This window comes from Dyella kyungheensis, assembly GCF_016905005.1.
GTDB lineage: Bacteria > Pseudomonadota > Gammaproteobacteria > Xanthomonadales > Rhodanobacteraceae > Dyella > Dyella kyungheensis.
Genome location: NZ_JADIKC010000006.1, coordinates 19,264 through 42,838 on the forward strand (window position 1 = coordinate 19,264; position 23,575 = coordinate 42,838).

General features: G+C 65.5%; 22 protein-coding genes and 1 riboswitch. Of the genes, 10 read left to right on the forward strand and 12 right to left on the reverse strand.

Annotated features, from left to right (window positions below; all coding sequences use genetic code 11):
• Positions 1-28: 28 nt before the first annotated feature.
• Positions 29-865 (forward strand): 2OG-Fe(II) oxygenase, encoded by an 837-nt coding sequence (locus ISP20_RS13655; RefSeq protein WP_204636663.1) that lies wholly within the window; start codon positions 29-31, stop codon positions 863-865.
• 127 nt (positions 866-992) lie between these two features.
• On the forward strand, positions 993-1,532 hold the full coding sequence (gene ppa / locus ISP20_RS13660; RefSeq protein ID WP_204636664.1) for an inorganic diphosphatase: 540 nt from the start codon (positions 993-995) through the stop codon (positions 1,530-1,532).
• A gap of 59 nt (positions 1,533-1,591) precedes the next feature.
• Here ppa and ISP20_RS13665 read toward each other — a convergent pair whose 3' ends face one another.
• The 4 genes from ISP20_RS13665 to ISP20_RS13680 all read right to left on the reverse strand — a co-directional run bounded on the left by ISP20_RS13665 (position 1,592) and on the right by ISP20_RS13680 (position 5,501).
• Positions 1,592-1,771 (reverse strand): hypothetical protein, encoded by a 180-nt coding sequence (locus ISP20_RS13665; protein WP_204636665.1) that lies wholly within the window; start codon positions 1,769-1,771, stop codon positions 1,592-1,594.
• Positions 1,772-1,833: 62 nt separating this feature from the next.
• Positions 1,834-2,427 carry a ferritin-like domain-containing protein gene (locus tag ISP20_RS13670; protein ID WP_204636666.1) on the reverse strand — a complete coding sequence of 198 codons (594 nt, stop codon included), beginning with the start codon at positions 2,425-2,427 and terminating at the stop codon, positions 1,834-1,836.
• A 242-nt stretch (positions 2,428-2,669) separates the two neighbouring features.
• A complete protein-coding gene (gene thiC / locus ISP20_RS13675; RefSeq protein WP_204636667.1) occupies positions 2,670-4,547 on the reverse strand; it encodes a phosphomethylpyrimidine synthase ThiC in 1,878 nt (625 codons plus the stop codon).
• 138 nt (positions 4,548-4,685) lie between these two features.
• Positions 4,686-4,781, reverse strand: a riboswitch (TPP riboswitch).
• Between the two features lie 69 nt (positions 4,782-4,850).
• Positions 4,851-5,501: a TetR/AcrR family transcriptional regulator gene (locus ISP20_RS13680; protein ID WP_204636668.1), complete on the reverse strand. Its 651-nt coding sequence runs from the start codon at positions 5,499-5,501 to the stop codon at positions 4,851-4,853.
• Between the two features lie 98 nt (positions 5,502-5,599).
• Here ISP20_RS13680 and ISP20_RS13685 point away from each other — a divergent pair, with 98 nt between their 5' ends.
• From ISP20_RS13685 to ISP20_RS13695, 3 genes are all read left to right on the forward strand, one after another.
• Positions 5,600-5,935, forward strand: coding sequence for a hypothetical protein (locus ISP20_RS13685; protein ID WP_204636669.1), 336 nt, complete (start codon positions 5,600-5,602; stop codon positions 5,933-5,935).
• Positions 5,936-6,115: 180 nt separating this feature from the next.
• On the forward strand, positions 6,116-6,775 hold the full coding sequence (locus ISP20_RS13690; RefSeq protein ID WP_204636670.1) for a protein-L-isoaspartate O-methyltransferase family protein: 660 nt from the start codon (positions 6,116-6,118) through the stop codon (positions 6,773-6,775).
• A 27-nt stretch (positions 6,776-6,802) separates the two neighbouring features.
• Positions 6,803-8,140 (forward strand): TolC family outer membrane protein, encoded by a 1,338-nt coding sequence (locus ISP20_RS13695; RefSeq protein WP_204636671.1) that lies wholly within the window; start codon positions 6,803-6,805, stop codon positions 8,138-8,140.
• 82 nt (positions 8,141-8,222) lie between these two features.
• Here the strand turns inward: ISP20_RS13695 and waaA are convergent, their stop codons facing one another.
• Positions 8,223-9,488, reverse strand: coding sequence for a lipid IV(A) 3-deoxy-D-manno-octulosonic acid transferase (waaA, locus tag ISP20_RS13700; protein ID WP_204636672.1), 1,266 nt, complete (start codon positions 9,486-9,488; stop codon positions 8,223-8,225).
• Between the two features lie 103 nt (positions 9,489-9,591).
• On the opposite strand from waaA, the gene lpxL reads away from it, so the two are divergent.
• Positions 9,592-10,518 carry an LpxL/LpxP family Kdo(2)-lipid IV(A) lauroyl/palmitoleoyl acyltransferase gene (lpxL, locus tag ISP20_RS13705; RefSeq protein WP_425490830.1) on the forward strand — a complete coding sequence of 309 codons (927 nt, stop codon included), beginning with the start codon at positions 9,592-9,594 and terminating at the stop codon, positions 10,516-10,518.
• Between the two features lie 94 nt (positions 10,519-10,612).
• Positions 10,613-11,527, forward strand: coding sequence for a VirK/YbjX family protein (locus tag ISP20_RS13710; protein WP_204636674.1), 915 nt, complete (start codon positions 10,613-10,615; stop codon positions 11,525-11,527).
• Positions 11,528-11,538: 11 nt separating this feature from the next.
• Here ISP20_RS13710 and ISP20_RS13715 read toward each other — a convergent pair whose 3' ends face one another.
• The 6 genes from ISP20_RS13715 to ISP20_RS13740 all read right to left on the reverse strand — a co-directional run bounded on the left by ISP20_RS13715 (position 11,539) and on the right by ISP20_RS13740 (position 16,894).
• A complete protein-coding gene (locus ISP20_RS13715; protein WP_204636675.1) occupies positions 11,539-12,318 on the reverse strand; it encodes a glycosyltransferase family 2 protein in 780 nt (259 codons plus the stop codon).
• Positions 12,315-13,583: an O-antigen ligase family protein gene (locus ISP20_RS13720; protein ID WP_204636676.1), complete on the reverse strand. Its 1,269-nt coding sequence runs from the start codon at positions 13,581-13,583 to the stop codon at positions 12,315-12,317. Before ISP20_RS13720 ends, ISP20_RS13715 begins: the two co-directional genes overlap by 4 nt.
• Positions 13,584-14,048: 465 nt before the next feature.
• Complete coding sequence (locus ISP20_RS13725) at positions 14,049-15,176, reverse strand: glycosyltransferase (RefSeq protein ID WP_204636677.1); 1,128 nt, start codon at positions 15,174-15,176, stop codon at positions 14,049-14,051.
• A 97-nt stretch (positions 15,177-15,273) separates the two neighbouring features.
• Positions 15,274-15,480: a zinc-finger domain-containing protein gene (locus ISP20_RS13730; RefSeq protein WP_046970205.1), complete on the reverse strand. Its 207-nt coding sequence runs from the start codon at positions 15,478-15,480 to the stop codon at positions 15,274-15,276.
• A 174-nt stretch (positions 15,481-15,654) separates the two neighbouring features.
• The gene (locus ISP20_RS13735) at positions 15,655-16,248 is read right to left on the reverse strand and encodes a YceI family protein (protein ID WP_204636678.1); all 594 of its coding nucleotides are present in this window, start codon (positions 16,246-16,248) and stop codon (positions 15,655-15,657) included.
• 52 nt (positions 16,249-16,300) lie between these two features.
• Positions 16,301-16,894, reverse strand: a complete 594-nt coding sequence (locus ISP20_RS13740) for a malonic semialdehyde reductase (protein ID WP_204636679.1) — start codon at positions 16,892-16,894, stop codon at positions 16,301-16,303.
• Positions 16,895-17,028: 134 nt separating this feature from the next.
• Here ISP20_RS13740 and ISP20_RS13745 point away from each other — a divergent pair, with 134 nt between their 5' ends.
• Positions 17,029-18,009, forward strand: a complete 981-nt coding sequence (locus ISP20_RS13745) for a mitochondrial fission ELM1 family protein (protein WP_204636680.1) — start codon at positions 17,029-17,031, stop codon at positions 18,007-18,009.
• A 6-nt stretch (positions 18,010-18,015) separates the two neighbouring features.
• Here ISP20_RS13745 and glnE read toward each other — a convergent pair whose 3' ends face one another.
• Complete coding sequence (gene glnE, locus ISP20_RS13750; RefSeq protein WP_204636681.1) at positions 18,016-20,868, reverse strand: bifunctional [glutamate--ammonia ligase]-adenylyl-L-tyrosine phosphorylase/[glutamate--ammonia-ligase] adenylyltransferase; 2,853 nt, start codon at positions 20,866-20,868, stop codon at positions 18,016-18,018.
• Between the two features lie 272 nt (positions 20,869-21,140).
• Between glnE and ISP20_RS13755 the strand changes: the two genes are divergently transcribed.
• Both ISP20_RS13755 and ISP20_RS13760 read left to right on the forward strand, forming a co-directional pair.
• Positions 21,141-22,997, forward strand: a complete 1,857-nt coding sequence (locus ISP20_RS13755) for an LTA synthase family protein (RefSeq protein WP_204636682.1) — start codon at positions 21,141-21,143, stop codon at positions 22,995-22,997.
• A gap of 244 nt (positions 22,998-23,241) precedes the next feature.
• The gene (locus ISP20_RS13760; protein ID WP_204636683.1) at positions 23,242-23,520 is read left to right on the forward strand and encodes a hypothetical protein; all 279 of its coding nucleotides are present in this window, start codon (positions 23,242-23,244) and stop codon (positions 23,518-23,520) included.
• Positions 23,521-23,575 lie beyond the last annotated feature (55 nt).

Consider the following 23,575-nt stretch of genomic DNA (forward strand, 5'->3'; position numbering starts at 1 on the left):
CTGAGCCGGCGCACCTTTTTTCAATCGCATGAACCAGCACACGATTCGTCCCGAACTGCGCGAATGGATTGTTTCCACCAGCCGCTCCGGCTGCAGCCTCAGCGACCTGCTGAAGATGCTGAAGGACGCCGGCTACGGCGGTGAACAGAGCCGCCAGATCGTCGCGCGCGTATTGAATCTGCCGCTTGCCACGGTCATGGCTGCTTCCAAGGCCAAGGTCGTGGGATTGCGCACGCGCCATCCCCAGGCGCCCGTGGAGACCGTCGACGGCCATCCGGTGCGCGTCGCGGTGAGCACCGACCTGCCGGTGGTGCGCGTGCTGGAGAACCTGCTCACCCTGCAGGAATGCGACGACCTGGTCGCCGAAGCGACACCGCGCCTCGCGCGTTCGCTCACCGTGGATGTCGACGGCCGCCACCAGACCGACGAGCGCCGCACCAGCCAGGGCATGTTCTTCACCATCGGCGAAACGCCGCTGGTGCAACGCATCGAACAGCGCATCGCGAATCTGCTCGCCATTCCCGTCAATCATGGTGAGGGCCTGCAGATCCTGCACTACCAGGCGGGCCAGGAGTACGAGCCGCACTTCGACTGGTTCAATCCCGATCAACCCGGCTATTCGGCGGTCACGGCACGCGGTGGGCAGCGCATCGCCAGCGTGGTGATGTATCTCAATACACCCGAGGAAGGCGGCGGCACGGCCTTCCCGCGCATCGGCCTCACCGTCACCGCCATGCGCGGTTCGGCCGTCTATTTCGCCTACGACAGCGGCGACGAGTCCTCGCTGCACGCGGGCCTGCCCGTGCTCAAGGGCGAAAAATGGATCGCCACCAAGTGGTTACGCGAGCGTCCGTACCAGGCTTGAAAGCGCTTTGCTGGCCAGTCTCAGGCTGAACTGCAACCGGGCGCAGCACCGCCTCATGCTGCGATGCACCCATCTTTTGCCGTATCCTTTCAGGCCTTTGCATTTGACTAGCCTCAAGGACACGCTCATGGGTCTGCACCTCGTACCCGCCGGCCGCAAGGTTCCGGACGAAATCAACGTCATCATCGAAATCCCCAAGGATGCCGAGCCCGTCAAGTACGAGGTGGACAAGGCAAGCGGCGCGATCTTCGTGGACCGCATCCTGTCCACGCCGATGCGCTATCCCTGCAACTACGGCTACGTGCCGGGCACGCTGGGCGGCGACGGCGATCCGCTGGACGCGCTGGTGATCCTGCCGCTGCCGCTGGTGCCGGGCTCGGTGATCCGCTGCCATCCGGTCGGCATGCTGAAGATGACCGACGAAGCCGGCAGCGACGAGAAGCTGGTGGTGGTGCCGGTCGACAAGATCTTCGCCGGCTACGCGCACATCAAGGACATCAAGGCGGTGTCCGGCCACTGGCTGGAGCGCATCGGCCACTTCTTCGAGCACTACAAGGATCTGGAGAAGGGCAAGTGGGTGAAGATCGAAGGATGGGTCGGCGCCGACGAGGCCAAGGCCGAGATCGACGCCGGCATCAAGCGCTACCAGGCTGACCAGAAGGCCTGATCGCTGTTCGCAAGAGCCAAGACGCCGCCCTCCGAGGCGGCGTTTTTTTTGCGCGGCTCTCAGCCGTGCGACGCGCCAAGGTCGACGATCTGCGCGGACTGTCCGGTCATCCCGGCGGCATCGGTGCCATGCACCCACCAGCCCATCACGGCGCTGGCCAGCAACACGCCCAAGGCGAGCGTGGCGAGCACGGTACTGAGAATCACATGTCCCTGGCGGGCGTTGTCCGTTGTCGGCATGGCGCGTCTCCTGGTGGCGATATGGGTTTCCAACGCGCAAGCGCCGCCGCGGGATGACGTGATCAATGCTTGGTGGCGCGCCCGCGCTCCGGTCGGGCCTTGGCGGGCTCGCCCTTCTTGCCCAGGTTGTCCAGCAGTGTCGCAAGATCCTCCGCATGCTCTTCTTCCATCGCGAGGATTTCTTCCATCATCCGGCGCGTGGTGGAGTCGGACGCGCCGATGAAGTTGATGATCTCGCGATAGCTGTCGATAGCGATGCGTTCGGCGACGAGGTCTTCCTTGATCATGTCGACCAGATCGTCGCCTTCCACGTAGTCGGCATGACTGCGCGAGGCCAGGCCTTCGGGCGAGAAATTCGGCGTGCCATCGAGCTGGGTGATGCGCTCGGCGATGCGGTCGGCGTGAACCTGTTCCTCGGTGGCGTGCTCGAGGAACTCGGCGGCCACGCTCTTGGCGTGGATGCCCTTGGCCATGTAGTAGTGATACTTGTAGCGCAGCACGCAGACGATCTCGGTGGCGAGCGCTTCATTGAGCAGCTTGATCACCGTCTCGCGATCCGCGCTGTAACCGGCGGTGATCGCGCCCTTGTCGATGTGTTCACGCGCGCGCTTGCGGATGTTTTCGATATCGGTGACGAAAGGCTTGGACGATGCCATTGGCTGCGCTCCCTAGGGCTGGCTGGGCAATGCCTTGCACCGTAGGTCTGCGTGCGCGAAACGCAGGTGAAAAAAGCGCTGCGAGTCGATATCGATCCAGCGCACGAAACCACTGTGGGAGCGCACTTGTGCGCGACCGCGGCGGATCAGCGTTCCGCTCCGTCGGTTTGTCGCGCACAAGTGCGCTCCCACAAGGGGATCGCAAGCGTCCCGTTGGCGGATGCCACCGGGACGCTTAGGCATCAAGCCTTGTGATAAACCTCGGAACCCTGCTGGCGGAACTCGGCCGACTTCTCCGCCATGCCTTCCTGCAGCGCGGATTCTTCCCCGGTGCCGTGCTCGGCGGCGTAATCGCGCACGTCCTGGGTGATCTTCATCGAGCAGAATTTCGGACCGCACATCGAGCAGAAGTGGGCGCTCTTGTGCGCGTCCTTCGGCATCGTCTCGTCGTGGAATTCCTTGGCCTTTTCCGGATCGAGGCCGAGGTTGAACTGATCTTCCCAACGGAACTCGAAGCGCGCCTTCGACAGCGCGTTGTCGCGCACCTGAGCACCGGGATGGCCCTTGGCAAGATCCGCTGCATGGGCGGCAATCTTGTACGCGATGATGCCGTCGCGCACATCCTGCTTGTTCGGCAGGCCGAGGTGTTCCTTCGGCGTGACATAGCAGAGCATGGCGGTGCCGAACCAGCCGATCATCGCCGCGCCGATCGCGCTGGTGATGTGGTCGTAGCCGGGCGCGATGTCGGTGGTCAGTGGCCCCAGCGTGTAGAACGGCGCCTCGTGGCACTTCTCCAGCTGGCGCTCCATGTTCTCCTTGATGAGCTGCATGGGCACGTGGCCGGGGCCTTCGATCATCACCTGCACGTCGTGCTTCCAGGCGATCTGGGTCAGCTCGCCGAGCGTATCGAGCTCACCGAACTGCGCGGCGTCGTTGGCGTCGGCAATGCAGCCCGGACGCAGGCCGTCGCCGAGACTGAAGGACACGTCGTACGCCTTCATGATCTCGCAGATGTCTTCGAAGTGCGTGTAGAGGAAGTTTTCCTTGTGATGCGCCAGGCACCACTTGGCCATGATCGAACCGCCGCGCGAGACGATGCCGGTGACGCGCTTGGCGGTCAGCGGCACGAAGCGCAACAGCACGCCGGCATGGATGGTGAAGTAGTCCACGCCCTGCTCCGCCTGCTCGATCAGCGTGTCGCGGAAGATTTCCCAGGTGAGGTCCTCGGCCACGCCGTTGACCTTCTCCAGCGCCTGGTAGATCGGCACCGTGCCGATCGGCACCGGCGAATTGCGGATGATCCACTCGCGCGTTTCATGGATGTGCTTGCCGGTCGACAGGTCCATCACCGTGTCGCCGCCCCAGCGGATCGACCACACCAGCTTCTCCACTTCTTCGGCGATGCCGGAAGACACGGCGGAGTTGCCGATGTTCGCGTTGATCTTGGTGAGGAAGTTGCGGCCGATGATCATCGGCTCCGCTTCCGGGTGGTTGATGTTCGCCGGGATGATGGCGCGGCCGCGGGCTACTTCGTCGCGCACGAATTCCGGCGTGATCAGCTTGGGCAGCGCGGCACCGAACGACTCGCCCGGATGCTGGGTGCGCAGCGCGCTGCCCTGCAGCGCTTCGATGCGCTGGTTTTCGCGGATCGCGATGTATTCCATTTCCGGCGTCACGATGCCCTGGCGCGCGTAGTGCATCTGGGTGACGTTGGCGCCGGCCTTGGCACGGTGCGGGGCGCGCGTGGCGGTGAAGCGGAAGGCATCGAGCTTGGGATCGGCGGCGCGCTGGCGGCCAAAGGCGGAGCTGAGGCCGGTCAACTGCTCGGTGTCGCCGCGCTCGGCGATCCAGCCCGCGCGCAACGCCGGCAGGCCGGTGGCCAGGTCCACCTTGTAGTCGGGGTCGGTGTACGGGCCCGAGGTGTCGTAGACGGTGATCGGCGGATTCTCTTCGCCACCGAACAGCGTCGGCGTCTGCGCCTGGCAGATTTCGCGCAGCGGCACCTGGATGTCCGGGCGGCTGCCCTGCACATGGATCTTGCGCGAGCCCGGAATCGGACGCGTCACGGCTTCGGAGAGTTCCTGCGCGGCGCGCGCGAGATCGTTGGGGAGGGCATTCATCGGCTTCTGTCCGTCCGGGGTTACAGCGGTCCCCGAGGGGACTGGGCTTTTGTGAGAAGTCCGCACAGAGGGTGCGCGGGTCTTTGCGAAAACAATCGCATATCAACAAAAGCGGACGGCGCCGGACGCAATGCCCTTACGGCATGCGGCGAAGCTCCCTACAGCGGTACTAGCCGCATCAGGTTCGAAGGGACTCTCTCAGCCGACTTGTTGCCGGCACCCCCGCCTCAAGCCGCTATTTGAGCACGAAGCGCGGGAGGCCGCGAGTGCGACGGCCTCCGGGAAGCCCGGAACGGGCGTCAATCAGCGCGGCAGATACGCGCGCAGGAACATGTCCACGCCGTCGCGGGCGGTCTGCTCCAGCTCCGCGGCGTAGGACTGGGCGCACTCTTCGCAGCCGAACATGCGGCGCAAGAGCATCTCGCCCTTGATCAGCGAGATGAACTGGCCAGCGGCGCGGGAGACGTTGGCGATGTCCAGCTTGTGGTCGTCAACCGCCTGTTGCAGCAGGCGTTTCATCAGGCCATTGGTGCGATCGGGACCTTCTTCCCAGAGCAGCTTGCCGTAGCGGGGATTGCCCTGGCGGCAGTCGCTGAGGATGGCGCGGAAGGTGCCCACGTTCTGCACGTCGCAGTCGAGCCGCACATGGTGGAGGGCAATGCGCTCCAGGATGCCGCGGATGTCCTCGGCCGGATCGTAGTGGTAGGTGTCTTCGGGGATCAGGTCCTGGATGCGCGCGCGAATGACCTCGCGGAACAGGTTGTCCTTGTCGCCGAAATGGCTGTAGACGGTGAGCTTGGATACGCCAGCCTCTGCCGCCACCGCATCCATGCTGGTTCCGGCAAAGGCATTGCGGATGAACAGGCCTTTGGCGGCCTCCAGGATCGCCGCGCGCTTTTCCATATCCTTGGGACGGCCGGGCCCCTGAGGCTTGGTCTGCGGGATCGTGCTCATGGCTATACCTTCACAAATGGCTTCACAAATGGATAACGCCCGTTTAGTATACGCGGCGGTTTAGTTATTTTCCATGGCCAAGATACACGGCTTCCCCTATGACCACCACTATCGCAGAACTTTCGCTCAGCCCGGCGTATCGACTCGCCCAGCGGGCGCTCGCCTCCTGGCTCGAGCAGGGCCGCGCAGGCGCCCGCCGGGCGGCGTTCGTCGCCCGCGCCGCCCTATCGGGCCTGGACGCGACGGAACGTAGCCGCATCGCCCGCTGGCTGGCCTGGCTGGAGGTGGCCGCGCAGAGCCGCGGTAGCATGTCGCCGGAGCTGCTTGTCCAGCGCCTTGACGCCACCTTGCATCAGGCCATGCAAGATGCACTCACGCGACTTCCCGGTCAGCCGGTTGTTGCACGCACGGGGAACCATAGGCGCAGTGCCTGAGCATTTTGCAGCGAAGTGTCCGCGGACACCGCGCTGCGCATGACTTCCGTCAACCAAGCGCGATGACTTCCGGCACTTCGTGCCGTTGGTACGAACCCGCAGGCTTTGCACATTGTCGGAAGAAGGCTAAGCGCTTATCCTTTTTAGCCTTTTTCCCGATTCGCATTAGGACCAAGCAAGATGGCGATGAACTTCGAACAGGCGCGACTGAACATGGTGGAAAACCAGGTGCGCCCCTGGGAGGTGCTGGATGCCCGCGTGCTCGACGTGCTGGGCAGCGTGCGCCGCGAGGACTTCGTTGCCCCGGAGCATCGCAAGCTGGCGTTTGCCGACCTGTGCCTGCCACTGGGTCATGGCGAAGTGATGATGAAGCCGGTGGTCGAGGGCCGCGTGCTGCAGGCACTGGAACTCACCCCGACCGACCAGGTGCTGGAAATCGGCACGGGTTCGGGTTTCCTCACCGCCTGCCTGGCCAAGCTGTCGGCACACGTCACCAGCCTGGACATCCACGCTGATTTCGTCGCCGCCGCGGGCGAGCGACTGGCTGGCGCGGGCATCGACAACGTGACGCTGGAAGTCGGCGAAGCGGTGAATGGCTGGCAGCCGAAGGGCTTGTTCGACGCACTGGTTGTCACCGGCGCGGTGTACCAGGTTCCGCAGCGCCTGCTGGGCTGGCTCAAGCCTGGCGGCCGCCTGCTGGTGGTGCGCGGCGAATCGCCGGTGCAGCACGTGCTCCTGCTCACCCACGAGGGCAATGGCCGCTATCGCGAAGAGTCGCTGTTCGAAACCGACCTGCCGTATCTGAAGCACGCCGAGCCGCCGCGCCGCTTCGTTTTCTGACCTATTTCCCCATACATGAGGCAACCCATGCGCTTGAAGCTTCTGACCCTTGCCCTGGCCCTGTCGGCGTTCCCGCTGGCCGGTCACAGCGAGGACTTGCTGGATGCATACCGAGAAGCCCGCGCCAACGACCCGGTGCTGTCGCAGGCGGAAGCTACCCGCCTGGCCACCGGTGAAGGCGTCGCCCAGGCGCGTGCGTTGATGCTGCCTCAGATCAATGGCAGCTATGGCCTGCAACAGCAGTCGACGGGCAGCAATATCGCCAACACCACGGTCAACAATCCGGATCTCGGCCATACGCGCACGCGCTCGTTGTCGGCCACGTTGAACCAGACCGTGCTGGATCTGAGTCAGTGGGCCAATCTGGCCGCTGCACGCTCGGCCGCCCGTTCGCAGGATGCGACCTATGACGCCGCCGCGCAGAACCTCTACGTGCGCGTCACCACGGCGTATTTCGGCGTGCTGACCAGCCAGGACGCGCTGATATTCGCCAAGGCCAGCGAGGACTCCTTCAAGCAGGCCTACGATCAGGCGGACCAGCGCTTCAAGGTGGGCCTGTCCGCCGTGACCGACGTGTACCAGGCCAAGTCCGAGTACGAACTGGCCAAGGCACAGACCGTCGCCGCGCAGAACACGCTCAACGACGCCAAGGAAGCCCTCACGCAGATCACCGGCAAGCCGGTGGGCGATCTGAAGAAGCTGCGCGAAGACCTGCCGCTGACGCCGCCCAACCCGGCCGACCCGGATGCCTGGGTACAGGCCGCGCTGCAGTCCAACGCCAGCATCCACGCCAGCCAGTACAACGTGCAGGCCGCCGAGCACGACATCGACGCCGCCCGCGCCGGCCACCTGCCGACGATCAACGCCTCGGTCACCCGCGGCAAGAGCACGAGCTGGTTCGAACAGGCCAGTGCAGCGCAAATTCGCGGCAACGGCCAGTACGGCACCACGGTGGGCTTGTCGGTCAACGTGCCGATCTTCTCCGGTGGCGCCACGCAGTCCCGCGTGCGCCAGTCGATCTATCAGCGCGATGAAGCCCAGGATTCGCTGGAATCGACGCGCCGCCAGGTGGTTCGCGACACGCTGAACTTCTACCGCTCGGTCGCCGCCGGCATCAGCCAGGTGGAAGCGAACAAGGCCTCGGTAGATTCCGGCCAGAAGGCGCTCGAAGCGACCCGAGCCGGCTTCGACGTGGGTACGCAGACCATGTTGAACGTGCTCAACGCGATTCAGACGCTGACCCAGGCCGAGAGCAGCTACTCGCAATCGCGCCACCAGCTGGTGCTCGATCAGCTGCAGCTGAAGCAGTCGGCGGGCTCGATCGACGTGAAGGACGTTGAAATGGTCAACTCGATGCTGCAGTAACACGCATCGCATACGCCAGAAACGACAAGGCCGGGCATGTCCCGGCCTTGTTGCATTCGGCGCCCCTGTAGCGTTTGGACGGCTATTCCTGCAGCAGGTCGTCGATCATGCCCATCACGCGCTTCACCGCGCCGCGTTCGCTGTCGAACACGATGCGCGCCGCATCGCCCATGCGCCGGCGCTGCGGCAGATCGCGCAACAACTGGAGCACGATGGGGCCGAGCTCCTCAGCACTGTGCACGCGCGAGGCGCCGCCTTCGCGGATCAGGGTGAGCGTGATTTCCTCGAAGTTGAAGGTGTGCGGCCCCACCAGCACGGGCGTGGAGAGCGCCGCCGGTTCCAGCACGTTGTGGCCGCCGATCGGCACCAGGCTGCCGCCCACGAAGGCAAGATCGGAGGCCGCATAGAACGGCATCAACTCGCCCATCGCATCGATCACGAACACCTGATGAGCCGCCGACGGCACCCGGTCGGCACTGCGCGAGCCCACCGTGAAACCCAGGCTTCGCGCTGAATTTTCCACCAGCTTGAAGCGTTCGGGGTGGCGCGGCGCGATCAGCAGCAAGGCATCGGGCCAGCGCGTGAGCACTTCGAGGTGGGCCTCGAGCACGGGCAATTCCTCGCCCTCGTGCGTGCTGCCGGCGATCCACACGGGACGCAGGCGCCCCCATTGCTGGCGCAGCTCTTCACCCTTGCGTTCGGCATCGTAGGGCACCGGCATGTCGAACTTCATGTTGCCGGCGACCACGATCTTGTCGGGATCGGCGCCCAGCGCGCGGTAGCGCGATGCATCGGTCAGCGATTGGGCGGCGATCTGGTAGACGCAGCGCATCGCCTGCGCCACCAGGTTGCCCAGCGGCTTGTAGCCGCGCAACGAGCGCTCGGAAAGGCGGGCGTTGACGATCATCAGCGGAATGCTGCGGCGCCGGCAGGCACGGTAGAGATTCGGCCAGATCTCGGTTTCCACGATGATGGCCAGGCGGGGGCGTACCCGCTTGAGGAAGCGCGACACCGAGAACGGCAGATCGTACGGCAGGTAGACGTGGAAGACGCTGTCGCCGAACAGCTGGCGCACCCGCTCCGAACCCGTCGGCGTCACCGTGGTCACCACCAGCGGGGCGTTCGGATAGTCGGCCTGCAAGGCCTTGATCAGCGGCTCGGCGGCATTGACCTCGCCCACCGATACGGCGTGCACCCAAAGACTGCCGGTGACGCCCGAGGCTTCGAAGAAACCGAACCGCTCGCGCCAGCGCTTGTGGTAATCGCCATAGCGCACGCCACGCGCCATCAGCCGCAGCACGATCAGCGGCGTCACCAGGTACATGGCCAGGGTGTAGAGATAGCGCAACGGGAAACCCTAGGGATTCGGCGCGTCAGTATATCGGCTCGGACACGCAGGCCCCTGCTCTTGCGGCTCGCCTCGTTTTGGCCAGTTCCCTACAATGCGAACGATGCCCGGCATGCCCCGTCCCACCTTCTCCCGCTCCCTGCTCGCTCCCACGCACTGGCCCGCCTGGCTGGGTGCCGGGGTGATCTGGCTGGTCGCCCACCTGCCGCGCAAAGGCCTGATGGCGTTCGGGCGCGGACTGGGCTGGCTGATCCAGCGCGTGCCGTCGCCGCGTCGGCATGTGGCCGAAGTGAATATCGCGCTGTGCTTTCCCGAGCTGTCCAAGCAGGAGCAGGCCAAGCTGGTCGATGCGCACCTGCGCGACATCGGCCTGATGATGGCGGAGTTCGCCCTCGGCTGGATGGGCAGCGAACGCGCCATCGCGAACGTGCCCGTCAGCATCGAAGGTCTCGAGCATCTGGAAGCGGCACGCGCGCAGGGCAAGGGCGTGCTGCTGGTGGGCGGCCACTTCTCGCACCTGGAGTTGTGCGCGCGGCTGGTCTCCCAGCGCATCCGCATTTCCGGCATGTATCGACGCATGGATTCGGCGGTGTTCGAATTCGCCGTGTTGCGCGCGCGCCTGGATTACGCCGAGGCGATGTTCGAGAAGGACGATATCCGCGGCACCGTCAAACACCTGCGCAACGGCGGCACGCTCTGGTATGCGCCCGACCAGGACATGCGCAGCAAGGACAATGTGTTCGTGCCGTTCTTCGGCGTGCCGGCGGCCACCATCACGGCAACGCATCATCTTGCGAGGATGTCCGGAGCACTGGTGATTCCCTTCTACCATCGCCGCCTTCCTGGCGATGCGGGCTATGCGCTGAAGCTCGGCGCGCCGCTCGATTCATTTCCCAGCAAGGATGTGCTGGACGATACGGCCCGCGTCAATGTGTCCATCGAGGACATGGTGCGCGCTGCGCCGGAGCAGTATCTGTGGGTGCACAAGCGTTTTAAGACACGTCCTACAGGCAGCGCGTCGGTCTACTGATAGCTTGCATAAAGCCGTCGTATTGCCTGACAGATAGATGACAGTCTGGGCAGGTAAAACAGCGCTCGCATCCTCCCCCACTTATCCGCCCACAATGACATTCCGGCTGTTTCTGCGCTCGCTGCGCCAACGCCGCGACTGGCGTGGCTCGTCCTCAAAGCGTCTCGCCGCCGCACTGAAGTACATCGCCCGTAGCATCCGCATGGCGCGACGACAGTCCGCGTGGCTGAGCGAGCTGTACGGTTCGCCGCGACTGGTGTCGATCCTGGCGCAGGATCCGCGCTTGCATGAGCGTTGGCATCATCACTACATCAATCGGCGCGTGGGCCGCGCCGAGCGCATGGCCATCGTGAGCGCGCACTACCGCTTCGTGTTCCAGCATTTGCCGGCGGCGATGGTCGATGCGATTTATCTGGACGGCCGCCATGTGCTGGGCGCACTGCCCTTGAAGGACGGCAGCGAACTGCAGCTGGAACTGCGCCGGCCGACGGGTCGCAGCCGCGAAGGCGAACTGGCGCTATGCCTCGCCAACACGCACGGCCAGGTGTTGTCGTCCACCATCTTCAGCATTGCCGACGAAGGACTTACCCTGCTGATCGGCTGCCTGCAGGGCGCCGCGCCCGAGTTGGGACGCGAAGCCGTGCGCGAACTGACCAAGCAGTGCTACGGCCTGCGACCGAAGAACCTGCTGCATTCGCTGCTGCTCGCCTTCGGCTCGTTCACGGGCGCCACGCGCATCCGCGGCGTCAGCAATCTGGCGCATCCGTTTGCCGGCGAGGCCGACAAGATCAAGGCCGACTACGACAGCTTCTGGGAAGAATGCCAGGGCGTGCTGCAGCCGGACGGTTTCTTCGCGCTGCCGGTCCACGAGCCCGAGCGCAGCGAATCGCAGGTCGAGAGCAAGCATCGTTCCGCCTTCCGCCGACGCGAGCTGCTGCGGCGCGAAGCTTGTGCTCGTCTGCTGGCGATGTTGCGCGAACACGCGCTGCCGCTGTCGCAGGCCGCCTGATTGCCGGGCGACTAGTGCCGCTCCGCGCGTGACTCGCGTGCCGCCCGTTCGCGCGCTTCGTGCAACTTGGCGTATTTGAGAAACGCGTAGAACGCACCGGTCACGCTGGCGATGAAACCGGCCCAGCCGTTGAGAAAGTAGCGCTTGCCGATGTACTGGCGCAGAAAGAACACCGGGGGATAGAGCACCATGCGCAGGCCGGTAAAGCGCTGCCGCGTGCGCAGCTTGTAGGCCACCATGCCGGTGGTATAGCGATTGATCTTCTCGACGCGCGTGGCAATGTCGCCGTCGCCATCGTTGACGAAATCCGCACGCCATAGCGTTTTCACCGGGCCGCGCACTTCCACGGCCGAGTGGACCTCGACATCGTTCATGCCGCCGCGACGGCGGTCGAACAGGCGCAGATGGCCGTTGCGCCAGCTCCAACGGTGTTGCACCGTCCAGAACATGCGTTCGCGGCGCGGCAGGCGAAAGCCGGCGTGCGCCGGCTGCTCCAGCGCCTGCTCGATTTCTTCGCGGGTGCCGGGCGAGAGGATTTCGTCGGCGTCGAGGTTGAGGATCCAGTCGTGGCTGGCCATGTCGTAGGCGCGCTGCTTCTGCGGACCGTAGTCGTCGAAGGGGTGCACCGCGATGCGCGCGCCATGCCTGCGCGCGATCTCCACGGTATCGTCGGTGGAACCCGAATCGAGCACTACGATTTCCTCGGCCCAGTCGACCTGGCTGAGGCAGGCATCGAGCGTGTCCGCGTTGTTGAAGGTGATCACTACGACCGACAGCGGCTCGCGCGTCATGCGGCTTCTCCCTGCGAGGGGTACACGTAGAGCGCCGCACACCACAGGCCCAGCAACCAGGCGAACAGCAAACCCCACCAGGCCGAATAGAAGGCCAGATGCGTGTTGAGGGGAAACAGCATCACGCCCAGCGCAAGCGTAGCCGGGAAAGCGCGCTCGCGCGCGCCAGCGCTCACGCGACGCCATGCCCCCAGCGCCAGCACGATGGCGGCCAGCCAGCACAGCAAGCCCAACAGACCGGTTTCGGTCAGCACTTCCAGCACCCATTGATGGGCGTGGCAAGCGCCCTCGCCCACGCCGCAGGCCTCGTCCGACACCACGAAGTGATCGTTGGGCGGAGCAAAACGCGGATAGGCGTAGCGGTAGGCGCGCACGCCGACGCCATTGAGCGGATGCGCTTCGAACATCGTCACGCTGGTACGCCAGATATCCAGCCGTCCGGTCAGGGCGGTATCCAGCGACTGTTGCGGACCGCTCAATGCATGCAGCGTGCGATCCATGCGCAGCTGAAAACGCTCGGAGGTTTTCCAGGCAAGGCCACCCGCCAGCAACAGCGCCACGCCCAGCCCGCCCGCCACGGCGGCGAAACGCAGCGGCGACCGGGCGATGCGCCAGGCGAAGGCGAGCGCCACCAGCGCATAGCAAAGCCACGACGCGCGCGAGCCGGACATCAGCACCGGGCCCAACAGGAACACGAACGCCAGCAGCACCCCCTTGGTGCCCCAGCGACGTTGCGCTGCCCACAACGCGAACGGCGACAGCACGGCAAGACTGGGCCCCAGCTTCGCATTGGTCGCGCCGAAGATGCCCGTGATGCGCTCCGGCTCGGCGTGCCCCGCCAGGCTCCAGCCGGTGAGGATCTGGGCCCACGCATCCAGCGCCCAGAACGCCAGCACCACTGCCATAGCCAGGTACAACGCCTGCAGCTTGTCCTCCCTGCGGATGGCAAAGCAGGCATAGAGACCCAAAGGCACGTAGCGCAGCAGCGACGCTACCGTGCCCCAGCTCTTGCCGGGGGCCATCGAGTCGACCGAGGAGATCAGCGCCGCGCCCGTATAAGCCGCCAGCAGCCAAAGCAGCAGGCGAGCGCCCGGGTGCTCGCGCAGCGCTGAGGGATGACGCATGAACAGCAGCACGGTGCCGATCAGGCACAGCAACGTTCCCAGCTCGGCGCTGCGTCCGAACGGCAACAGCCCGATCACCAGCCAGAACGGCAGCAGTGGGGAACGCAGGGCGGCCTTAAGGGATGCAGCGATAGGGCTCATGCGTCGATCAGCAAGGAGGATGCGCGCATTGTAGTGAGCCGCCGCGATGGGCGGGGTGCTTGAGGTCTGCGCAAAAGCTCGCCCAAGAACCCATTCCCCGTCGCCGTCATTCCGGCGCAGGCCGGAATCCAGTGGCGATCATGTGCGGTTCTCGCGACAAGTAACACCGCTCTTGGCGTCTGCGCGAAAACTTGGCACAGGGTCTCCTGGATTCCGGCCTGCGCCGGAATGACGGTGAGGGAGTCTGGATACCGATGCGAGACTTCGAACCCGCTGGCGTCAGGCGGTGATCAGCTCATCGTACAAGGCCAGGGTGGCCTGCTGCATGTCGCGGTTCTCGCGACAAGTAACACCGCTCTTGGCGTCTGCGCGAAAACTTGGCACAGGGTCTCCTGGATTCCGGCCTGCGCCGGAATGACGGTGAGGGAGTCTGGATACCGATGCGAGACTTCGAACCCGCCGGCGTCAGGCGGTGATCAGCTCGTCGTACAAGGCCAGGGTGGCCTGCTGCATGTCGGTGAGGCGATAGTTCTGCAGCATGGGAATGGGCGGCGCCACGCGCAGCAGCTCGGCCGCACGTTCCACCAGACGCTCCCGATCGGCTGGCGGCACGCGGCCGGCCGGATAGAGCTCGGCCAGCAGTTCGCCCACGCCGCCGTGGGCATAACCCAGCACCGGGCGGCACAGCGACAGCGCTTCGATCACCGTGCGGCCGAACGATTCGGGCTTGTTCGACAACTGCAGCACCAGCGAGGAGATGGCGTAGATGTCGCGCACATCGGAGCGCGGCGGCGTCATCACCACCTGCTGCTCCAGCCCGCGCGTGCGGACCAGATGGCGCAGCTCTTCAAGGTAGGCTTCGCGACCGGGTTCGATCACGCCCAGCAGCAGCAGGCGAACGTCGATGCCGCGACGCTTCAGTTCGGCCACCAGTTCGATGGCGTCGTGATGGCCCTTCAGGCGCGTGCCGCGCCCGGGCAGGGTCAGCAGCGGGGCGCCGGCCAGGGCCGGGAACTCGGCGAAGAATGCCTTCTGCCAGTTGTCGTCCGGGCGATGGCCGTAGGGAAACGCATCCGGGTCGATGCCGCGCGGAATCACCCTCACGCGCCCCGGTTCCAGCCACGAGTAATGGCTGAGCATGAAATCGCGCAGCGTCTGCGAGACCGCAATCACGCGCTCGCCGCGCAGCAGGATGGCGCTGTAGCGGCCGGGCGAATTGAGCCCGTGCACGGTGGTCACGAAATGCGGGGCCGGCTTCATGCCCTTGATGGCCCACCAGCCCAGCCAGGCCGGCAGGCGCGAACGGGCATGCACGATGTCGGGCTTCAGCTCGCGCAGCAGTTTGCGCAGCGCACCCACCTTCATGAAGGTGCCGAGCGACTTGCGGCCGATATCCAGCGTGATGTGGCGGCTACCCTCGGCTTCCAGCTGGGACACCATGCGGCCACCGGCCGAAATCACCACGGACTGGTGGCCGGCTTGAACCAAGGCACGGGCAATCTCCAGCGCAGACCGCTCCGCCCCGCCCGATTGCAGGGCGGGGATCAGCTGAACCACGGTCAGAGACCGCGCTGGTGTGGCGACTGCTGACATGATTTGTTCGAAAGGTGCCTTCATTCCTAGAGGCAAGCAGCAATCGTGCCGAAACCAGCGCGCAAGATAGTTTCAGCTGTAACTTTCGAGGCTCGAATCAGTCACGGAGCACGTAATGCGCGCCGCAATAAGGACATGTGGACTCGCCACCGTCCTCGACGATCGGCAAATAGACCTTCGGATGGGAGTTCCACAGCGCCATGCCGGGCATCGGACAGGACAGCGGAAGGTCCGAGCGCGTCACTTCGTAACGATTTTCGGCATTCGCGGGGATCAGCGGGGCAGCCGCAGGGGAACGCGACATGAGGTCAAACTCCATCAGTACACCGGACCGCAGATGGTAGCAGGCCGACCCGATATCGCGATGCCGCTGGCGCGAAACCCGGGCTTCGAGAACACCGTCGTGGGCCGACGCCGACAGCCAAAGAAAAAGGCCCGCACCGTGAGGCGCGGGCCCTCCTCATGCCCAGCGTTGGGCTTACTTCGCGCCGTCGGCCTTCGGTACCGAGGCCTCGGTGGTGATGCGCACCTTGATCTCGTCGCTCACGTTCGGCACGTAAGCGCCCATGCCGAAGTCGGAACGCTTCAGCGTGGCGGTGGCGTCGAAGCCCACCGTCGGCGTCTTGGTCATCGGATGGTCGCCGCTCTTGTTGAGCGTGGCATCCAGCGTCACCGGCTTGGTCACGCCGTGCACGGTGAGGTCACCCGTGACCTTGTACTTGTTGCCGCCAGCAGCCTGCACCTTGGTGCTCTTGAAGGTGACGGTCGGGTACTTGTCGGCGTCGAAGAAGTCCGGCTTCTTCAGGTGCTCGTCGAGCGCGCTCACGTGCGTGTCGAGGTCGGCCAGCGGCAGGGTGACGTTGACGGACGACTTGGAGGCGTCCTTCTCGTCGAACACCAGGGTGCCTTCGCCCAGGCCGAGGTTGGCGGTGGGGTTGGAGAAGCCGAAGTGGTTCCAGCTGAACAGGACCATGGTGTGACCGGGGTCCAGCTTGTACGTCACCGGGGCGGCCTGGGCGGTCACGGCGGCGCTGACGAGGCCGGCAAGAAGGAGGTAACGAAGTGCACGCATGGGTTGAATCTCCATTGGGTTGGGGGTGGTCGGACCGAAGCCGATGAAGGCCTCAGGCGATCCGGCAAGCTTCTTCGAACGAGAGGCGCGGGCTGCGCGGGAACAGGTCGCGGCTGGCGTCGCCATAGCCGAGGTTGACCAGGAAGTTGGATTTCACCGTGGTGCCCGCGAAGAACGCGTTGTCCACGCCGGCATTGTCGAAGCCGGACATCGGACCGCAATCCAGACCCACGGTACGGGCGGCCAGCATCAGGTAGGCGCCCTGCAGCGAGCTGTTGCGGAAGGCGGTGGTGTCGATCAGCGGCTGATTGCCGACGAACCAGCTGCGTGCATCGGCGTGCGGAAACAGTTGCGGCAGCTTGTCGTAGAACGCGTGGTCGGTGCCCACGATGGCGGTGACCGGCGCGGCGAGCGTCTTGGCGCGGTTGTTGTCCGAGAGGAACGGCGCCAGCGTTTCCTTGGCTTCCTTGGACTTCACGAACACCACGCGCATCGGCGAGGAGTTGGCGCTGGTCGGGCCGAACTTGGCGAGCTCGTAAATCGCATGAAGCTGCTCATCGGTCACTTCTTTCGGCAGCCACGCGTTGTACGTACGTGCCGTGCGAAACAATTGGTCGACGGCGGCCTCGGAAAGCATCTCGCTCATGGGTATCCTGTGGGCATGGCGCGCCAACAGCGGCGCAACGACCTCAAGTGTAAGGGTGGTCGCAGTCAAACAGGACCCAGGCTAATGGAACGAACTGTACCGTCCGGGGAAACAATGCGGCGGGCATCGCACCTATGTTGAAGCCGCGCGGCGACTGCTGGGTGATCACCGACGGCGCCCCCGGCAACCAGCGCCAGGCCCTGGCGCTGGCCGAATTGCTGGGCATGCCGGTGCGCCACCTGCAGCTCGAACCCCGGGCGCCCTGGTGCTGGCTGGCCCCTCGTTTCACGCTGGGCGCGCGGCTGGCCCTGGACCTCACCCAACGCCGGCAGTTCGCCGCACCCTGGCCCGCCGTGGCCATCGGCTGCGGCCGATCTGCCGCGCTCTACACGCGCCTGCTTCGCCGGTTGAGCCGAGGCGCGTGCTACACGGTGCAGATTCTCGACCCACGGGTGAATCCTGCCCACTGGGACACCGTGATCGCGCCACAGCACGACCTGCTGACCGGCCGCAACGTGATCCGCCCGCTGGGCTCGCTCAACCCCGTCGACGAGGCGTGGCTGCAGGATGGCCGTGAGGCCGACCCCGCCTTCGCCGCCCTGCCGCGCCCGCGCGTGGGCGTGCTGCTGGGTGGTCCGCGCAAGGGCGTCACCTTCAACGAAAATTACATCGACCAGTTAATCAGCGGCCTGCACGCAAAGCGCCGCCAGGAAGGCGGCAGCCTGCTGGTGATGGCTTCGCGACGCACGCCACCGGCCCTGGTGGAGCGCATGCGGCAAGGCCTGGGCGACGTACCCGGACTGGTGTGGGCCGGCCACGACGATGGCGGCAATCCCTATCCCGGCGTGCTGGGCTGGGCGGATCGACTGGTGGTCACACCCGATTCGGTCAACATGCTGTCCGAAGCCTGCGCCGTGGGTTGCCCCGTGCATTCCTTCGTGGTGGGTTCGCTGCCCGACAAGCTCGCACGTTTTCACGCTGCGCTTCGTGCGGCCGGATTGCTGCATCCGCTGGACGCCAGCGATACGCCGCCGGTGCCGCCGTTGCGCGTCACGGACACCATCGCCGCCACCTTGCGCGACCTGATCGTACTGCGGCAGAACGAAACGCACTGACCCGCGTCAGAACAGCAAGCCCAGCTCCGCCGTCACGTCCTGTACCTGCCCACTGAGGCGATCAAGTTCGCCATCGCGCGGCGCAATGCGCGAGCGCAGGTCGAGCGTGCAGGCGAGCGCGCGATGCAACAACTCGGCGTGCGCTTCGGCGAATACGCCGGCCTGCCTGCCATCGAGCAGACCGGCGTTGCGGCAGGCTTCGATCAAGCCGGCGTTGGCGGTGATGTTGAGCAGCGCGGGACGTTCGGCCGCATGCGCCAGCACCAGGCCCTGCAACGCGAATTCGATGTCCAGCAAACCGCCGCGACCCTGCTTGAGATCGAACAGCTGCGCATCGGAGCGGTCGCGTTCCGCCCGCCAGCGCTGGCGCATGCTGCTGACCTCCTGCAAGACCGAGGCGCGCTCGCGCGGCACCGCCAGCACCTCGCGGCGCACCGCCGCGAGATCCGCATGGAGCGCCGCATCGCCAGCGATCGGACGGGCGCGCAGCAGGGCCTGATGTTCCCAGGTCCAGGCGCGGCTCTTCTGGTAGGCCTCGAATGCATCGAGGCTGCTTACCAGCAGGCCCTTCGAACCGTCGGGCCGCAGACGCGTATCCACTTCGTACAGGCGTCCGGCGCGCGTGAGCACGGTGAGCCAGTTCATCACGCGCTGGGCCAGGCGCTGATACCAGCGCGAACCTTCGAGCGGGCGCGCGCCATCGCTCATCGCATGCGCGCGCTTGCCGTCGTAGACGAACACCAGATCGAGATCGGAGGCGAAACCCAATTCCTCGCCGCCGAGACTGCCGTAACCCAATACGGCGAAGCCGGTACCGGCACCCGGCAGGCGGCCGTGCTGCGCCGCGAGTTCGCGTTCGGCCAGCGCCATCACCGCCAGCACGATGGATTCGGCCAGCACCGCCAGGCGACGCGCCGTGGCCACGGCATCGGCGCGTCCGTCGCTGAAAGCCAGGCCCAGGCGAAACGCCACGCTCGCCTTGAATTCGTTGAGGCGTTCCAGTTCGGCTTCCGCCTCGCGTTCATCCAGTGTGGCCAGCACGCGGGTGATTTCCGCGCTGATGTCCGCACGCTTGAGCGGCAATTGATCGATGCGCGGATCGAGCACGTCGTCGAGCAGCAGCGGCTGCGCAATCACGCGTTCGGCAAGGAACGCGCTTTCGGCGAACAGCCGCGCCAGGCGCAAGCGCGCGGCGGGCTGCTCTTCCAGCAGGGCGAGATAGGACGATCGCCGCGCCACGGCCTGCACCAACCGGCACAGGCGCAGCAGACAGCCCACCGGGGCGACGCTGTTGCGTGCCACCGCGAGCAACTGCGGCATCAGGCGGTCGAGCTGTTCGCGCGAACGCTGCGACATCGCGCGTACCGAGGCAGCCTGCGAGAGTTTCTGCAGCGTTTCGGCGGCTTCGGCGCCGGGCGTGAAGCCGGAGGATTCCATCACGCCGGCATCCAGCGATTCGGCGCAGGCGCGTTGCCACAAGGCCACATCGGCCACCGGCGCCGTCGCGGTGCGGCCGCCCTGCGGCATCAACACTTCGGCGAACTCCTCGCTGACCTTGGCGCGATGGCCGGCGAGCTGTTCTTCCAGTTCTTCCCACGACCCGTGGCCGAGGCCGAGCGCGATGCGTTCGCGGCTCAGCGCATCGTCGGGAATGTCGTGCGTCTGCGCATCGCGCAGCATCTGCACGCGATTCTCCACCCGGCGCAGGAACACGTACGCTTCGCGCAATTCGCGGGCACGCGCGGCGCTGATGTGGCCACGCGCTTCGCAGGCCGTGAGCGCCGGCAACAGGCCGCGCACGCGCAAGGACGGTTCGCGGCCGCCGCGGATCAACTGCATCAGCTGCACCACGAATTCGATCTCGCGAATGCCGCCGGGGCCGAGCTTGAGATTGTCGGCGAGATCCTTGCGCGCCACTTCGGCGTCGATCAGCGATTTCATCTCGCGCAGGCCGGCGAACGCGGTGTAGTCGAGATATTTCCGATACACGAAGGGCCGCAGCAGATCCTGCAGCTGTTTGCCCTCGTGGCGGTCCCCGGCCACCGGACGCGCCTTGATCCACGCGTAGCGCTCCCAGTCGCGGCCTTCGCTCTGGTAGTACTGCTCCATCGCCGAGAACGGCAACGCCAGGCGGCCGGCGTTGCCGAACGGACGCAGGCGCAGGTCGACGCGCGCACAGATGCCGTCCACGGTCGGCTCGTTGAGCAGGCGCACCAGCTGGCGCGCGAGGCGCACGAAGTATTCGCTGTTGTCGAGCGTGCGCGCACCGTCGCTCTGCCCGCTGTGCGGATAGGCGAGCACCAGGTCGATGTCCGAGGAGAAATTCAGCTCGCTGCCGCCGAGCTTGCCGAAGCCCACCACCACCATCCGCTGCAACTCGCCATCGTGGCTGCGGCTGTGGCCGTAACGCTCGGCCAGCACCCGTTCGGACCACTTCAGCGACGACTCCAGCAACACCTCGTAGAGCACGCTGGTGGCCGAGAGCGTTTCGGGCAGTTCGTCCAGCCCGTTCACATCGCGGAAGACCAGGCGCAGCGCCTCGGCGTGACGGAAGCGTCGCAATTGGGTAAGGCAGGTCGGCTCGTCGTCGGACAGCTTGATCGCCTCGATGCGTGCGCTGGCGTCGCTGCCCGAGCGCAAACGCTCAAGACCTTGCGGCGCAAGCAGCTGCGGCTGGCGAAACCAGGTGTCGAAGGCGAAATCGCTGGCCAGCAGGGTGCGCCGGATGCGTTCGGAGACGCCGGCATCGTCATGCAGGGGCACGCCCTGCTGGCGGCAACGCGCGATCAGCTCGCGGTAGCGGTCGTCGATCAGCGCGCGCAGCGCCGGGGATTCGGTGGGCCTGTTGATGACGGTCATCTAAGCATTCTGCCGCAGTGTCGCGTGCGTTGTTGCGCCTGCGCACGTCAAATCCTTCGCAGTATGACCGGCCCATGACCGGATACCGCACTCTTTACCGCTTGCGTGCACGCCGATGACACGCGAGGCGTTGCCATACAGGCGATCCACGCCCATTCCCCAACGATTGGTTCAGATCCAGGACATTACATTTCCGTTTCCGAGCCATGACAGCCAGCCCCCAGGGTGCCATGACCACCTCAGCGACTCCACCCGCGCGACCCGCGCGCTCCATGCCCCTCCGGCTTGCGCTGGTGTTCGTATTGGGCATCGTATTCACGCTGTTGACCGGGATGGTCGACGGCGGCGTGGGCGTGGGTCCGATGCAGGCGCTCAGCCAGCCTCTGTTCCTGATTGCCAACGCCCTGCCCGGCTTGATGCTGGCGTCGCTGCTGCTGGTGCTGAGCCGCCGGGCGTTCCTCTCGTTCGGGCTCGCCTTTCTGCTGCAGACGGTGGTCTATGCCATCAACGCGCTGAAGGTAAGCAACCTCAACACGCCGCTGATGCCCGCCGATTTCCGCATGCTGGGCCAGCTGCGTCGCGGCGGCCTGAAATTGCTGGGCAGCTACCTGCCCGCCAGTCCGTGGCCCTATCTCGCGTTGCTGGCCGCCGTCGCGATCATCGTGGTCGCCTGGCGCATCGAACCGCCGATGTTCGCCCGGCGTACCCGCGGCAAGCGGCTGGTGACCGGCGTGGCCCTGCTGGCCTTGATCGGCACGCTGTTCGCAGGCATGCCCGGCTGGATGAAGCTCTACGGCGGCCATCACCTGTGGCTGGAACCCTGGTCCGCCACCGCCACGGCCGAGCATTCGGGCCTGGTCAGTTCGCTGATGATGTTTCATCTGCACCAGGGCCACGCCCGCAAGAAGCCGGACCCGGCGGCGGCACAGCAACTGATCTCGCGCGCCGACGTGGCGCTGCGCGAATACCTGCACGGACCGGTGCGCAACAACGGTGAAGCGCCCGATATCGTGGTGGTGCAAAGCGAGTCGTTCTTCGATCCGTCGATCATGAAGGGCTACGAACACAGCGACCTCACGCCGAACCTGCACCGGCTCGCCGCACAAGGCCAAAGCGGGCCGCTGCACGTGCCGACCTATGGCGGCGGCACCATCCGCACGGAGTTCGAAGTGCTGACGGGCCTCTCGCTGCGCTATTTCGACGACATGCAGTTTCCGTATCTGCAGATGAACCACAAGGTGGTGCCGAGCATGGTGCGCGCGCTGCGCTCGCACGGTTACGAAACCATCGCGCTGCATGGCAACGATCCGGGTTTCTGGAATCGCAACACGGCGTTCCAGGCGATCGGCTTCGACCGTTTCGTCTCGCGCAAATCGTTTCCCGCGAATGCCGCGATGGACGGGCAATACATGGCCGACAGCGCGATGACCGATGAGATCATGGCGCAGCTGAAGAATGCCGGCCCGCCGCAGTTCCTGTTTGCCATCAGCATCGAGGCACACGGTCCTTACGACGTGCCGCCGGCGCATACGGCCGAGCGCGACGCGATTCCCGTACCGCAGGGCGTGACGGGCCAGAACAAGCTCGAGCTGCAGAATTACCTTTACCACATGCGTCATGCGGACCAGGAACTGGGCCGGCTGGCCGGGCTGCTCGCCCATCGCGAGCGACCAACCCTGCTGCTGTTCTACGGCGATCACCTGCCTGCGCTGACCGACACCTACAACACCACCGGCTTCGTCGACGGCAAGGACATGCTCAGTCAGGCCGGCACCTGGCTGCTGGTGGACCCGCGCAACCCTGCATCGCCAAAGCACGAAGCGCTGGCCTCATGGATGCTGCCGGGCCGACTGCTGGAGCAGGCCGGCGTGCGCGACGACGCCTACTTCGCCCTCACCCAGGTGATCGCTCCGCAACTCGCCTCGCTGACGCGTGCGCCGGGCGCGCCACCCGAAGCGCAAGACAATTCCGAGCACCAGGAAGACGATGACATGGCGAACGTTGCCTTGTTGCGCATGAAGGGCAAGCTCGATGCCCTGCTGCCCAAGGTGGAACTGCAAACCGCCGGCTTCGTGGAAGACGCGCCGCTGGTACCGAGCGGCGTCGAGCCGGTGGGCACCCATCAATAACGGGATCCTAACGCAGCGATTGGAATGGACGTCCAAACGAAATTGAGCTCGGACGCCGTTTCGCGCGTTTTTCAAGCACTGCGAAAACGATTTCGCGCATGCTTCATAACGTGGATTCATCGATCTGTCTGCGCGCTAAAGGGAGCCCGCCCGGTTCAGGTTTGGTATGGCGATGTGCCTCTAGCGTGGATTCCAGCCACGAAGCAACGCCTTCGCTGGCATCCCCACACTGGAGGTTTACCTGATGCGCAAGACCATGCTCGCCGCTCTCCTCGTCACCGCCGCTTCCGTCCTGACCGTTCCGGCGTTTGCGCAGGACGCCGCCGCGGCGACCAAGACCGAAGCCAGTGCGACCACCACGGGCGCGACGGCGAAGGACGCGGCCAAGGCTACCGATCAGGCCGCCAGCAAGACCGGCGAAACCGCGCACAAGGCGGCCAAGCACAGCACGCACAAGGCCAAGGCCGCCGCCACGGACGCCAGCAAGACCGACGCAGCGGTGCCGGCTGCCACCCAGCAGTAACTCGCTGCGCACCACGTAAAACGAACCCCGGGAGGCGACTCCCGGGGTTTTTCGC